The sequence below is a fragment of the Modestobacter muralis genome (genome assembly GCF_010682105.1).
In the GTDB taxonomy this organism is placed as follows: Bacteria; Actinomycetota; Actinomycetes; order Mycobacteriales; family Geodermatophilaceae; genus Modestobacter; species Modestobacter muralis.
Genome location: NZ_JAAGWH010000026.1, coordinates 13,499 through 27,073 on the forward strand (window position 1 = coordinate 13,499; position 13,575 = coordinate 27,073).

Annotated in this window: 11 protein-coding genes; 7 read left to right on the forward strand and 4 right to left on the reverse strand. The window is 74.0% G+C overall.

Annotated features, from left to right (window positions below; translation table 11 throughout):
- Positions 1-102 precede the first annotated feature (102 nt).
- From GCU67_RS10340 to GCU67_RS10350, 3 genes are read left to right on the forward strand one after another with little or no spacing between them, the layout of a single operon-like run.
- Positions 103-1,767 carry a circularly permuted type 2 ATP-grasp protein gene (locus GCU67_RS10340; protein ID WP_163611143.1) on the forward strand — a complete coding sequence of 555 codons (1,665 nt, stop codon included), beginning with the start codon at positions 103-105 and terminating at the stop codon, positions 1,765-1,767.
- Complete coding sequence (locus GCU67_RS10345; RefSeq protein WP_163611144.1) at positions 1,761-2,711, forward strand: alpha-E domain-containing protein; 951 nt, start codon at positions 1,761-1,763, stop codon at positions 2,709-2,711. The genes GCU67_RS10340 and GCU67_RS10345 overlap by 7 nt, the downstream gene beginning before the upstream one ends.
- A gap of 2 nt (positions 2,712-2,713) precedes the next feature.
- A complete protein-coding gene (locus GCU67_RS10350) occupies positions 2,714-3,667 on the forward strand; it encodes a transglutaminase family protein (RefSeq protein WP_338104916.1) in 954 nt (317 codons plus the stop codon).
- A gap of 2 nt (positions 3,668-3,669) precedes the next feature.
- Here GCU67_RS10350 and GCU67_RS10355 read toward each other — a convergent pair whose 3' ends face one another.
- Both GCU67_RS10355 and GCU67_RS10360 read right to left on the reverse strand, forming a co-directional pair.
- Positions 3,670-4,263: a hypothetical protein gene (locus GCU67_RS10355; RefSeq protein ID WP_163611145.1), complete on the reverse strand. Its 594-nt coding sequence runs from the start codon at positions 4,261-4,263 to the stop codon at positions 3,670-3,672.
- A gap of 83 nt (positions 4,264-4,346) precedes the next feature.
- Positions 4,347-5,729, reverse strand: a complete 1,383-nt coding sequence (locus tag GCU67_RS10360; RefSeq protein ID WP_163611146.1) for a hypothetical protein — start codon at positions 5,727-5,729, stop codon at positions 4,347-4,349.
- Between the two features lie 281 nt (positions 5,730-6,010).
- Between GCU67_RS10360 and GCU67_RS10365 the strand changes: the two genes are divergently transcribed.
- Positions 6,011-7,864 (forward strand): ABC-F family ATP-binding cassette domain-containing protein, encoded by a 1,854-nt coding sequence (locus GCU67_RS10365; protein WP_163611147.1) that lies wholly within the window; start codon positions 6,011-6,013, stop codon positions 7,862-7,864.
- A 26-nt stretch (positions 7,865-7,890) separates the two neighbouring features.
- Positions 7,891-8,652 (forward strand): serine hydrolase, encoded by a 762-nt coding sequence (locus tag GCU67_RS10370; RefSeq protein WP_163611148.1) that lies wholly within the window; start codon positions 7,891-7,893, stop codon positions 8,650-8,652.
- Here GCU67_RS10370 and leuA read toward each other — a convergent pair.
- Positions 8,633-10,366 (reverse strand): 2-isopropylmalate synthase, encoded by a 1,734-nt coding sequence (leuA, locus tag GCU67_RS10375; protein ID WP_163611149.1) that lies wholly within the window; start codon positions 10,364-10,366, stop codon positions 8,633-8,635. The two genes, GCU67_RS10370 and leuA, sit on opposite strands and share 20 nt — an antisense overlap.
- A gap of 211 nt (positions 10,367-10,577) precedes the next feature.
- On the opposite strand from leuA, the gene GCU67_RS10380 reads away from it, so the two are divergent.
- Positions 10,578-11,348, forward strand: a complete 771-nt coding sequence (locus GCU67_RS10380) for a hypothetical protein (RefSeq protein WP_163611150.1) — start codon at positions 10,578-10,580, stop codon at positions 11,346-11,348.
- 4 nt (positions 11,349-11,352) lie between these two features.
- Here the strand turns inward: GCU67_RS10380 and GCU67_RS10385 are convergent, their stop codons facing one another.
- The gene (locus tag GCU67_RS10385) at positions 11,353-12,957 is read right to left on the reverse strand and encodes a phospholipase D-like domain-containing protein (protein ID WP_163611151.1); all 1,605 of its coding nucleotides are present in this window, start codon (positions 12,955-12,957) and stop codon (positions 11,353-11,355) included.
- Positions 12,958-13,089: 132 nt separating this feature from the next.
- Here GCU67_RS10385 and GCU67_RS10390 point away from each other — a divergent pair.
- A partial coding sequence (locus GCU67_RS10390) for an amino acid kinase family protein (RefSeq protein ID WP_476738950.1) occupies positions 13,090-13,575 on the forward strand: 486 nt, incomplete at its 3' end.

The window sequence follows — 13,575 nt, forward strand, 5'->3', positions numbered from 1 at the left end:
CCGCTGCGAGGGGCCCGGCTGCGAGGGGCCCCGCTGCGAGGGGCAGGGCGCCGGGCGTGTCGTCGAAACGCGGGGGACACACGTCGTGTCTAGGTTCGTCGCATGGCGGACCTCTTCGACGGCTACCCGCTCGGGCAGCAGTGGGACGAGATGTTCTCGGCCCCCGGCCGACCCCGCACGCCCTACACCGGGTTGTTCAGCTCGCTGCAGTCGATGTCGGGCGAGGAGCTGTCCGCCCGCGCCGACGTGCTGTCCCAGACCTACCGCGACGCCGGGGTCACCTTCGCCCACGCCGGGGAGGAGCAGCCCTTCCCGCTCGACATCGTGCCGCGGGTGATCGGTCACGAGGAGTGGGCGGTCATCGAGCGCGGCGTCGCCCAGCGGGTCCGGGCGCTCGAGGCGTTCCTGGCGGACGTCTACGGGGCGGGCGAGGTGTTCGCCGACCGGGTCGTGCCGCGCAGCGTGGTGACCACCAGTGCGCACTTCCACCGGGCCGCGCACGGGCTGGTGCCGCCCAACGGCGTCCGGGTGCACGTGTCCGGCATCGACCTGGTGCGTGACGAGGCCGGCGACTTCCGCGTCCTGGAGGACAACCTCCGCTCGCCGTCGGGTGTCAGCTACGTCATCACCAACCGCGCGGCGATGAGCTCGGTGCTCCCGGAGCTGTTCGGCGATCACCGGGTGCAGCCGGTCGCGGAGTACCCCGGCCGGCTGCTGGCCGCGCTCAAGGCCTCCGCACCCGCCGGCGTCGTCGACCCCACCGTCGTCCTGCTCACCCCGGGCGTCTACAACTCCGCCTACTTCGAGCACGCCCTGCTCGCCCGGCAGATGGGCGTGGAGCTGGTCGAGGGGCGCGACCTGGTCTGCTCGGGCGGGCAGGTCAGCATGCGGACGACGGACGGCCAGCAGCGCGTCGACGTGATCTACCGCCGCATCGACGACGAGTTCCTCGACCCGGTGCACTTCCGCTCGGACTCGGTGATCGGCTGTGCCGGGGTGGTCAACGCCGCGCGCGCCGGCCGGGTCACCATCGCCAACGCCGTGGGCAACGGCGTCGCCGACGACAAGCTGCTCTACACCTGGGTGCCGGACCTGATCCGCTACCACCTGGGTGAGGAACCGATCCTGGCGAACGCCGACACCTACCGGCTCGACGAGCCCGACACCGTCGAGTGGGTGCTGGCCTCCCTCGACCAGCTGGTGCTCAAGCCGGTCGACGGGTCCGGCGGCAAGGGGATCGTGATCGGCCCGCGCGCCGACCAGCGCACGCTCGAGGAGCTGGCGGTGAAGGTGCGCGCCTCGCCGCGGGACTGGATCGCGCAGGCGCCGATCGGGCTGTCGACGTCCCCCACGCTGATCAACGGCCGGATCGCCCCGCGGCACGTCGACCTGCGGCCCTTCGCGGTCAACGACGGCAGCGACGTCTGGGTCCTGCCCGGCGGCCTGACCCGGGTGGCGCTGCCGGAGGGGGAGCTGGTGGTCAACTCCAGCCAGGGCGGTGGCTCCAAGGACACCTGGGTCATCAGCCCGCCCCGGCCGGCCGTCGAGCCCGGGCCCGAGCACGACGTCACCCGCATCGAGTTCACCACCGCCGACCTGCCCGCCGAGTCACCCGCGCAGGACCCCGGCCCGCCCAACGACAACGCCCTCGCCCAGTCCCAGCAGCAGCAGCAGTCGAAGGACCCCGTCCTCCTCACCCCTCGCGAGCTCGGGGCGAGCCTCTGGACGGAGTCGACGGACGTCGATGGCGGTGGTGTGCGGTGCTGAGCCGGATCGCGGAGTCGCTGTTCTGGATCGGCCGCTACGTGGAGCGGGCCGACGACACCGCGCGGATCCTCGACGTGCACACCCAGCGGCTGGTCGAGGACCCGTGGATCGACGAGCAGCGCGCCTGCGCCAACCTGCTGGCGCTGATGGGCGCACCGTGCGACCCGGCCGAGGCCGACACGGAGCGGGTGCTGGCCACCCTCGCGTTCGACCGGACCAGTCCCGGCTCGATCACCGGCGCGCTGTCGGCGGCGCGGGAGAACGCCCGCGGCGCCCGCGAGGTGCTGTCGGCGGAGATCTGGGAGTCGCTCAACGTCACCCACAACGCGCTGCCCCAGCAGCGCACCATGGCCCGCCGCTACGGGCCGCACTCGCTGTTCCGGTTCGTGCGCGAGCGCTCGGCGATGGTGTTCGGGCTGGCCGACGCCACGATGAGCCGCGACGAGAGCTGGCTGTTCCTCATCCTGGGCCGCTCGCTGGAGCGGGTGGACATGACCTCCCGGATGCTGTCCACCCGCGTGCTGGCCGGCGACGCCGCGCCGTCCTGGACGCTGGTGCTGCGCTCGACCGGCGCCTACGAGCCCTACCTGCGCACCTACCGCGGGGCGGTGAACTCCAGCCGGGCCGCGGAGTTCCTGCTGCTGGACCGGCTCTTCCCGCGGTCGGTGTTCGCCGCCCTGGAGCAGGCCGAGGGGTGCCTGGCCGAGCTCGAGCGGGCCAACGTCCGCGAGGGCCACCGGATCGGGGTGGCCGGCGAGGCGCACCGGATCGTGGGCCGAGCCCGCACGATGCTGGAGTTCATGCAGACCGACGAGATCCTGGCCGGTCTGCCCACCCGCCTCGACGAGCTGCAGCGCACCTGCTCGGCGGCCAGCGAGGCGGTCACCAACCGGTTCTTCACCGAGCAGGCGCCCCAGATCTGGGTGCCGGAAGGCGCGGTGTGAGCGTGCACCAGTCGCAGGGCCAGTCGCTGGGCCAGTCCCGGCAGTCCCAGTCCCGGACCCGCACCGTCCAGTCGCACATGCAGTCGCAGAGCTCCCCGGTGCGCGCGCCGGGGGACCGCTGGCGGCTGCAGATCGTGCACCGCAGCGCGTTCCGCTACGGCGGGCCGGTGCGCTCGTCCTACAACGAGGCCCGGATGACGCCGGAGAACAGCACCCGGCAGACGACGCTGCGCTCGCGGGTGGAGATCGAGCCGGCGGCCACCGTGCACGCCTACCGCGACTACTGGGGCTCCACGGTCACCGCCTTCGACACCCACGGGCCGCACACCGAGCTGGTGGTGCAGGCGACGTCGGTGGTCGAGGCCGGCCCCGAGGCGCACGTGCCCGACCCGCTCGACTGGGCCGGGCTCGCCGTCCCGGACGTGCTGGACGCCTACGGGGAGTTCCTGCGCCCGACGCCGCTGACCGCGATGGACGACCCGGTCGTGCAGGCCGTCCGCGAGGTCGTCGGGGACGCCGGCCCGCGGGAGGCCGCGCACCGGGTGTGCGCGTTCGTGCACGACCACCTGGAGTACCTGACCGGCGCGACGAACGTGAAGTCCACCGCCATGCAGGCCTGGACGACCGGTGCCGGCGTCTGCCAGGACATCTCGCACGTGTCGGTCGGGCTGCTGCGAGCGCTGGGTCTGCCGGCCCGTTACGTCTCCGGCTACCTGCACCCGTGGCCGGCCGCGGCGATCGGGCAGGCGGTCACCGGGGAGAGCCACGCGTGGGTGGAGTGGTGGGACGGCGGCTGGTCCGGCTACGACCCGACGAACTCGGTGGAGATCGGCCCGCGGCACGTCACGCTGGCCCGCGGCCGCGACTACTCCGACGTCCCACCGCTCAAGGGCATCTTCTCCGGCCCGAAGAGCGAGGGGTCGAAGGTCACCGTCGAGGTGACCCGGCTGGCCTGACGTCAGGCGTCCGGCTCCAGGTTGCGCAGCGGGACGCCGGCGGTGTCGCTGGGCGGGGTCATCGGCGGTAGGTGCTCGGTCCGGGTGGGCACCCGCTGTCGCCACCAGTCCGGCTGCCGGCTCAGCCAGGCGTCGCCGAGGTCGGTGAGCCGGCCGTCGCCGCGCAGCCGCGCCGTCCCGGTCAGCCCCTGCACCCCGCCGGCCATCAGCAGCAACTTGGTGGCCACCCGGCGGCGGCGGTGTGCCGGCGCCACGTAGACCTGGCTGACCACCCCGGTGGACGGCGACCAGCGGACGGCGCCCGACTGCTCACCCCAGCGCACGCCGAGCGCGGGGACCTCGCCCGGCCCGACGACCGTGCCGTCGGGCCGGGTGGGGGTGGAGAAGGCGACCAGGTCGGTCCCGCTGCCGTCGGCGGCCTGCATCAACACCACCCACAGGTGCGGGGCCCCGGCCGCGGCGTCCGCGGACACCACCACCCGGGACGGCGGTCGGCCGGGAGTCGTGGCGTGCGCCTCGAACTGCCAGCCCGCCGGGCGGACCGCCGGGCCGGGCAGCTCGACGACGGTGCCGTCGGGGAAGGAGGTCCCGGCCACACCCACCAGGGTGCGACCGCCGTCCGGCGCCGGGTGACGGGCGCACCAGAAGCCCGCCGGCGGGGTCCTGGCGCCGGGCGTCGTCATGCCGCGCGGCGGCGGCGGAGGAGCAGCAGTGCCGCGCCACCCACCAGGAGCAGCCCACCGCCCAGACCGGCGACCGGGAGGACGTCCACGCCTGTGTAGGCCAGCCCCGGTCCGGCTGTCGCGGCGGTGACGGTGAAGGTCGCCTCGACGAGGGTGCCGGTGGCCCCGGTCATCGACACGGTGTGGACGCCGACCTCGAAGCCCGCGGGCACCGTGAAGACGAAGGTGGCCACGCCGTCCGCGTCGGCGGTCACGGTGCCGAGGTCGACCGGGGTCGAGTGCAGGACGCCGTGGACGACCTCGAACGGCAGGAAGCCGCCCAGCGAGATCGTCTGCTGCGCACCCGCCACCAGGGTCGGCTTCGCGACGTCGACGCGGGGTGCGGTCGGCGTCGAGGTGGCCGGGGCGGCCGGGGCCGGAGCCGGGGCCGGGGCCGGGGCCGGGGGCACCGCGACCGGGACGGTCGAGGGCTGCGGGGTCGGAGCCGGCGGAGTCACCGGGTCACCGATCTGCAGCAGGGCGACCTCGTCGCGCGCCGCGACGGTGGTGACGGCCGCGACGGTCAGCGTCCGTTCGGTCGGGTCGACCGTGCCGCCGGCCGGGGCGCCGGTCTGGAGGACCTGGTAGTCGCCCGGCAGGTAGGAGCCCGGGAAGGTCGCCCGGCCCGAGGCGTCGGTGAGGGCGGTGATGGTGGCCGGGACGGCCGGCGTCACCGCGAGCTCGACGTCGTCGAGGTCGGCGTCGGACGGGGCGTCGAGAGGCGTGGCGAGCGCGAACGTGTTCCCGGCCAGCGGTCCCGGTCCGTTCAGCTGGACGGCGAGGGTGCGGTAGGCGCCGTGCGCGGGGAGGGGCACCGTCGTCGGGCCTGGTCCGAAGGGGTTCGGGTTTGCCGAGGCGGTCGTGTCGGTGTAGCCGGCCACCGGGGGCGCGCCGGCGAGCAGCACCTGCCCGCTGTCCGGTGCGCCGGTCAGCGTGAGGGTGAAGGTCGAGTTGGCGGGCAGGACGGCCTGCATCCCCAGCGGCGTGTTCGAGGCCGGGAGAGGGCTGCCCGCGGTCAGGTCGCACCAGTCGCTGCCGGTGACGATGCAGGTGCCGGTCACGTCGGCGTCGACGCCGTCGAGGTGGGTGAAGTGCACCGTCACCTCCGCGCCGGTGGAGTCGATCACCTGGCCGGCCGGTGCGCCGTCGACGGCGGTGAGCGAGGGGACGAGCTTTCCGGTGCCGAAGTGCGCACCGGTGGCGTCGACCGTCTGGGTCACCGGGGGGAGGAGCGTCAGCGCGGCGTCCGCGGTCGTCGCCTCGGTGGTCGAGGTGGGGAGGTCGGTGGCCGGTGCCTCCTCGGCCAGGGCGGCGGGCGCCACAGCGGCGGACAGTGCCACCAGGCCCATCGTCAGACTTGCCGTGCGAGTGGCGTTCGGCTTGACGAGATCAGCCAACGTGGAGCGGAACATGGCGACACCTCTGGTCGTCTTCCGCCGTCGATCGGCGGGATCGAGGCGAGATGTTGCTCCCGGACTCGCTGGTCCGGTCTGGGTTCCCGGGCGTGTCGCGCCGCGGAACGAACAAGTACGTGACGGGCGGGCCCGGTGGTGCGCGCGGGGCGGGCGGGGCCCACGGGTCGCTGTGCCGGGCGTCCGCACCATGAGGGAGGATGGAGGTGATGAGCGCTCCGCTGAACCTGGTCAACATCGAGCGGGTGCACAAGGCACACGGCACGACCGTCATCCTCGACGACGTCTCCCTGGGCATCGCCGCCGGTGAACGGATCGGCGTGGTGGGTCGCAACGGTGGCGGGAAGTCCACCCTGCTGGGCGTGCTCACCGGCACCCAGGAGCCCGACTCCGGCCGGGTCACCCGCCGCGGCGACCTCGCCATGGGCGTGCTGGACCAGACCGGCACCCTGCCCGCCGGCACCACGGTGCGTGACGTCGTCCTCCCCACGTCCCGGTTCGCCCACGAGCACGAGTGGGCCGCCGACCCCGCCGTCCGCTCGGTGCTCACCGGGCTCGAGCTGGACCGGATGGGCCTGGACTCCCCGGTCGCGCCGATGTCCGGTGGCGAGCGGCGCCGCGTCGCACTGGCCGCGCAGCTGATCCGCCCGCTGGACCTGCTGGTGCTCGACGAGCCCACCAACCACCTCGACGTCGAGGGCGTCGCCTGGCTGGCCGGCTACGTACGGGCCCGCGCCGGCGGGCTGGTGGTCGTCACCCACGACCGGTGGTTCCTCGACGAGGTCTCGACGACCACGTGGGAGGTCGCCGACGGCCAGGTGCACGCCTACGAGGGTGGTTACTCCGCCTACACGCTGGCCCGGGCCGAGCGGGCACGGATCTCCTCGGTGGTCGAGGACCGCCGGATGAACCTGGTGCGCAAGGAGCTGGCCTGGCTGCGCCGTGGCCCGCCGGCCCGCACCAGCAAGCCGAAGTTCCGGATCGATGCCGCGCAGGCGCTGATCGCCGACGAGCCGCCGGCCCGGGACAAGATGTCGCTGGCCAACTTCGCCGCCAAGCGGCTGGGCAAGACCGTGTACGACGTCGAGGGCGTCACCTTCACCGTCCGCGGCCGGGGCCCGGTCGACGACCGCGACGACCCGGCCGGTCCTGCGGACCCGAACCCCCCGGCGGAGCGGACGCTGTTCCGCGACCTGACCTGGCACGTGGGTCCAGGTGACCGGATCGGCATCGTCGGCGTCAACGGCGCGGGCAAGACCTCGCTGCTGAAGATGCTGGTCGGGGAGACGCAGCCCGACTCCGGCGACATCGTCGTGGGCCAGACGGTGTCCGCGGCGTACCTGTCCCAGCACGTCACCGAGCTGAACCCGAAGCAGCGGGTGCTCGAGGCCGTGCAGGACGTCGCCCGGATCGCCCGCATCGGCAACCAGGAGATCTCCGCGTCCACGTTGGCCGAGCGCTTCGGCTTCGCCGCCAACCGTCAGTGGACGCCGGTCGGCGACCTCTCCGGTGGTGAGCGGCGGCGGCTGCAGCTGCTCCGGCTGCTGATGGGCGAGCCGAACGTGCTGATCCTCGACGAGCCGACCAACGACCTGGACATCGACACCCTCACCGCGCTGGAGGACCTGCTCGACGGGTTCCCCGGCACGGTGCTGGTGGTCAGCCACGACCGGTACTTCGTCGACCGGGTCTGCGACTCGGTCGTGGCGCTGATGGGCAACGGGTCCCTGGCGGCACTGCCCGGCGGGGTCGAGGAGTACCTGCGGCGTCGTGCCGCCGGTGAGGCGACGCTGCCCGGGGCCTCCACCGCGGCGGTGGGCAGCTCATCGGCGCCGGTGGTCAGTGCCGCCGACGCGCGGGCGGCCCGCAAGGAGGTCTCCCGGCTGGAGCGGCGGATGCTCAAGCTGGACGGCGACGAGAAGAAGCTGCACCAGCAGCTGGCCGACGCGGCCACCGACTTCGCCCGGTCCGCGGAGCTGGACGCCCAGCTGCGGGCGGTGCAGGCGGAGAAGGAGCAGGTCGAGAACGACTGGCTGGCCGCGACTGAGGTCGCCGAGGGCTGAGCTCGTGGCGGCGGGGCCGGGTGGTGGTGGTCGACGCGGCCGGCCGGACCGTGCTGGCGACCGCGGCGGCGGACCGACCGGTCTACACCGCGTCCCTGGTCGAGCTGCTCGTCGTCCAGCAGGTGCTGGCCCGCCAGGCCGTCGGCGTGCTCGGGCTCGGGCCGGCGGACGGCGGGCTGCTGGAACGGGCGGTCACCGTCTCCGACGACCCTGCGATGAACCTGCTGTGGGACGCCTACGACGGGGCGGACCTCGTCGCGACCGCTGCGGCGAGCTTCGGGCTGACCGGCACCGCGGCCCCGGACCGGGTCGGGCAGTGGGGCGAGTCGACGACCACCGCGACCGACCTGGCCCGCTTCCTGGCCACGCTGGCCGAGGACCCGGACGCCCCCGGGGCGGCCCCGGTGCTGGGGTGGATGCGCGCGGCGGCCCCGCTGGCCAGCGACGGGTTCGACCAGCGCTTCGGCCTGCTGGCCGGGGGTGCGGTGCCGGGGACGGCGGTCGAGCAGGGCTGGATGTGCTGCGTCGCGGACCGGCGTCAGCTGCACTCCGCGGGAGTCCTCCCCGACGGGCGGGTGGTGGTGGTGCTGGCCGATGCGTCGAGCACGCTCCTGGGACGAGCTGACGCGGACCGTCGACGCGGTCGCGGCCGCGGTGGTGGCCGGCACGGCCTGAGCCGGTGCCGGCCGACCCGGTCCGGCAGGGGGCGGCCCCGGTGCCCCCACGGCGCGCACGTTCGCCGCGGGCGCCTGCACCGGGGCCGACCCGTCAGCGCTCGGCGCGGTTGACGGCCGAGACGATGGCGCGCAACGAGGCGGTCAGGATGTTCTCGTCGATCCCGACGCCCCACAGCACCCGCTCGCCGACGGCGCACTCGACGTAGGACGCCGCCCGGGCGTCACCGCCGGCGGCCAGGGCGTGCTCGGCGTAGTCGAGGACCCGCACGTCGACGTCCACGCTGCGCAGCGCGTCGACGAAGGCCGCGATCGGCCCGTTGCCGTGGCCGGTCACGGTCACCGGCACCCCGCGGTCGACCAGCTCGACGCTGAGCTGGTCCGGGCCGTTGCCGGAGGCAGTGTGCTCGTGCCCGGCGAGGGAGAACCGGCCCCACGGCGCGGCCGGGTCGGGCAGGTACTCGGAGGAGAACGCCGCCCACATCTGAGCCGCGGTCACCTCGCCGCCCTCGTTCTCCGTGTGCCGCTGGACGACGGCGCTGAACTCGATCTGCAGCCGGCGCGGGAGGTCCAGGGAGTTCTCGGTCTTCATGATGTAGGCGACGCCGCCCTTGCCGGACTGGCTGTTCACCCGGATCACGGCCTCGTAGCTGCGGCCGACGTCCTTGGGGTCGATCGGCAGGTACGGCACGGCCCACGGGATGTCGTCCACACCGACCCCGGCGGCCTCGGCGTCGACCTTCATGGCGGCGAAGCCCTTGTTGATGGCGTCCTGGTGGCTGCCGGAGAACGCGGTGTAGACCAGGTCGCCGCCGTAGGGGTGCCGCTCGTGCACGCCCAGCTGGTTGCAGTGCTCGACGGTGCGGCGGATCTCGTCGATGTCGGAGAAGTCGATCTGCGGGTCGATGCCCTGGCTGAACAGGTTCAGGCCCAGGGTCACCAGGTCGACGTTGCCGGTGCGCTCGCCGTTGCCGAACAGGCAGCCCTCGATGCGGTCGGCACCCGCCCGGTAGCCCAGCTCGGCCGCGGCCACGGCGGTGCCGCGGTCGTTGTGCGGGTGCAGGGACAGGACGACGGAGTCCCGGCGCGCCAGGTGCCGGTGCATGTACTCGATCTGGTCGGCGTAGACGGTCGGCTCGGCCATCTCCACCGTCGCCGGCAGGTTCAGGATCACCGGCCGGTCCGGTGTCGGATCCCACACGTCGGTGACGGCGTTGCAGACCTCGACGGCGAAGTCCAGCTCGGTGCCGGTGAAGGACTCGGGGGAGTACTCGTAGCGGATCTCGGTGTCGCCGGCCTGCTCGGCCAGCTTGCGCACCAGCCGCGCGCCGTGGACGGCGATGTCGACGATGCCGGCGCGGTCCTGGGCGAACACGACCCGGCGCTGCAGCGTGGACGTCGAGTTGTACAGGTGCACGATCGCCTGCTTCGCCCCGCGCAGGGACTCGAAGGTGCGCTCGATCAGCTCGTCGCGGGCCTGGGTCAGCACCTGGACCGTGACGTCGTCGGGGATGAGGTCCTCGTCGACCAGCAGCCGGATGAAGTCGAAGTCGGTCTGGCTGGCCGCCGGGAAGCCGACCTCGATCTCCTTGTAGCCCATCCGCACCAGCAGCTCGAACATGCGGCGCTTGCGGTCCGGCGTCATCGGGTCGATCAGCGCCTGGTTGCCGTCGCGCAGGTCGACCGCGCACCAGCGCGGGGCGACGGTGGTGGTCTTCTCCGGCCAGGTGCGGTCCGGCAGCGGCACGGGGGTGAACGGCGCGTACTTGCCGATCGGCATCGCCGAGGCGCGCTGGGGGTTGCGGGCGTGCGGGTGGGACTCGGTCATGGGGGGCTCCTCTGGCGGGCTGCGAACAGCTCCTGGTGCGGTCAGCTGGCGTCCGGGGACGCGCGATCACCGCGGCGAGGGAGCCGACCTAGGAGAGGGCCTCGCCGCGGCTGATAAGCAGGAGGCCGCGCACCGGGTCACGGTAGCAGCGGCGCCCCTGGACGCGCGTGTCGACACCGACCGGCGCCCGGGCTGCGCCAGCATCGCCTGCGTGGACGACGCCCCGCGCAGCCCTGACGGCGACCAGCAGGTCATGACCGCGTTCCTCGACGACCTGCGCCGGACCGGGACGGTGGTCACCGGACCCGTGACGCCCGGACAGGACGACGGCGAGCCCGGCGTCCCGCCGGTGGAGTGGCTGGTCAGCGCCCACCGCGGCGACCCGCTCGACCCGCCGTACCGGCTGCGCCTGGACGCCGGGGAGCTGGCCGCCGCCCTGGCGCACGACGCGGGACTGCTGCAGGCCGGGTGGCCGGACGGCGCGGAGGCTGCCCGCGCCCGCGACGCGCTGCTGACGAGCTTCGACGCCGCGCTGGAGGGCATCGACCGCACGCCGCACCGCTTCGTGCTGGAGGACGACACGCTGGACCTGACGACGAACCACCCCTGCCCGGACCCGCTGGTGCACCTCGACCCCGACAGCGGCGACTTCTTCTGGTCCGCCCACGCCCCGGGCGACCCGGAGTTCGAGGAGCAGCTGGCCCGCTTCGAACGCCAGTCACCGCATCGCCGGCACGCCGGCCTGGTGCGGGCCTGGCTGGTGGTCGAGGCGGCCATGGACACAGCCCGGCTCGACCCGGCGGTCCAGCACCTGCAGGACCAGGTCGACACGACCTTCGGACCCGGGGCCATGATGCGGTTCAGCGAGCACGTGGAGACCCACGGCTTCCAGGAGGCCGACCTCACCGACCTCGCCTACGCCGACGACGAGCGGCTCGACGCGCTGCTCGATGCCCTCGCCGGCGAGCCGCCCCGCGACTGAGCGGTCAGAACCCGCCGGAGCGCCGCAGCCGGAGCGGGCGGCCGTCGGGGTCGTCGACCAGCCGGTAGAGCGGGGTCGCCCAGAGCCGGGTGGCGAAGGACAGTTCCGCGTTGCGGTGCGGGAGCAGCCGGCCCGGCGGCCGGGGGCCCACCTGCCCGCCGTCGTACCAGGCCTGCAGCGCGGCGGCCGAGGCCTCGACGGCGGCGACGAAGTCGTCGGGGTCCAGCAGGTCGGCGTCCTCCGAGCCGTCGGTCGCCCGGTCCAGGTGCTCCCGGGCCAGCTCCAGCCGCAGGTCACGGGCGAGGCGCCGGGCGGCGTCCCCGTGCCCGGCCGGGTCGCGGGGCTCGCGCTCGTCAGGGGTCGTGTCCAGGACGGCGCTGGACAGCTCGCTGTCGTGGGTCCAGGACCGCCGGTTGAAGTTGTCGCTGCCCACGCTGACCCAGACGTCGTCGACCACGCAGACCTTGGCGTGCACGTAGACCGGCGTCCCGTCGTGGTTCTCCGGGTCGAACACGTGCACCCGGCCCGGGCCGGCCGCGAGCACGGTGTCCAGCGCCTGCTGGCGGCCCACGTACTGGGGGCGCTCGGAGACCGCACCCTCCTGGTCGGGCACCCGCGGCACCACGACGACCAGCTGCAGGGCGGGGTTGTCCCGCAGCGCCGTGGCGAACAGCTCGGCCACCTCCCGCGACCACAGGTACTGGTCCTCCAGGTAGACCAGCCGGCGGGCCCGGCGGATCGCCTTCGAGTACCCGCGGGCCACCGACCGCTCGCCCTGGGTCGCGAAGTCGAAGGCCGGCCAGACCTTGGGGTAGGTGCGCAGCGTCTGCACCGCGTGCGGCCCGCACTCCGGTGGCGGCGGGGGCTGGTCGGGCAGCGGCGTCGGGTCCATGTGCGACTTCCCGCGCAGCGCGAGGATCTTGTCGTGCACCCAGGCGACCGGGTTCTCCGAGTCCGGGCTGGTGGGGTCGTCCCAGCGCTCGCGGAACACGGTGTCCAGCACCCCCACGGCCGGCCCGCGCAGCTGCAGCTGGACGTCGTGCCAGGGCGGCCGCTCCCCGTAGGCCGAGGACATCGACTGCGGCTGCGGGTCGCCGAGGTGCTCGCCGTCGTCCCGGCGGGAGTGGCACAGGTCGATCCCACCGGCGAAGGCGACGTCGCGCTCGGGCCGGCCGACGTGCCGCAGGACGACGAACTTCTGGTGGTGGCTGCCCATCCGGCGCACCCGCTCGTCGAGGACGACGACGCCGCCGGCCTCCTCGATCGCGGCGTCCAGGGAGGCGTTCTCCTCCTTGCTGAAGCTGAGCCCGTCCCAGTGCGAGCGCCAGAGCAGCCCGCGGACCACCACGCCGCGGCGAGCGGCGTCGGCGAACAGCTCGCCCACGGTCGGGCCGTCGTCGCGCAGCCGCTCGTCGGGGTCGCCGCGCCAGTCGGTGAAGAACAGGTGGTCGCCGGACTCGAGGCCCTGCACCGCGGTGACCAGTCGGTCGAAGTAGGCCGCGCCGTGCACCAGCGGCTCGGCGAGGTTCCCGGCCGTCCACGCGGGGATGACGGTGTCCGGGTTGTCGCGTTCGGCACCGGTCAGCAGCCAGTCCTCGGGGTCGGTCACGCGGTGATCCAACCGTGTCGGCGCCCGCAGGGGAACGGCGTCTCACCCGCACGGGCCCGGACGGCGTCCCACCAGGTGAGCGCGGGACCGCCGCTGGTGGGACGGGCTGGTCCGCGCCGGTAGCCTGGGGCCGTGGCCCTGGTCGTGCAGAAGTACGGCGGTTCCTCCGTCGCCAGCCCCGAGCGTGTCAAGCGCGTCGCGGAGCGGGTCGTCGAGGCGAAGAAGAACGGCGACGACGTGGTCGTCGTCGTCTCCGCCATGGGCGACACCACCGACGAGCTCCTCGACCAGGCGAGCCAGATCACCGCCGACCCTCCGGGTCGCGAGCTGGACATGCTGCTCACCGCCGGCGAGCGGATCTCGATGGCGCTGCTGGCCATCGCGATCTCCGTGCACGGCTACGAGGCGCGCTCCTTCACCGGCTCCCAGGCCGGGGTGATCACCACCTCCAGCCACGGCAAGGCGCGGATCATCGACGTCACGCCGGGCCGGCTGCGCAGCGCGCTGGACGAGGGCTCGATCGTCATCGTCGCCGGCTTCCAGGGCGTCAGCCAGGACACCAAGGACGTCACCACCCTGGGCCGCGGCGGCTCGGACACCACCGCCGTCGCGGTGGCC

Bases quoted from the DNA above. Each gene is read 5' to 3' on its own strand.
- leuA (WP_163611149.1), bottom strand. From the start codon at position 10,366: ATGACCGAGTCCCACCCGCACGCCCGCAACCCCCAGCGCGCCTCGGCG.
- GCU67_RS10365 (WP_163611147.1), top strand. From the start codon at position 6,011: ATGAGCGCTCCGCTGAACCTGGTCAACATCGAGCGGGTGCACAAGGCA.
- GCU67_RS10340 (WP_163611143.1), top strand. From the start codon at position 103: ATGGCGGACCTCTTCGACGGCTACCCGCTCGGGCAGCAGTGGGACGAG.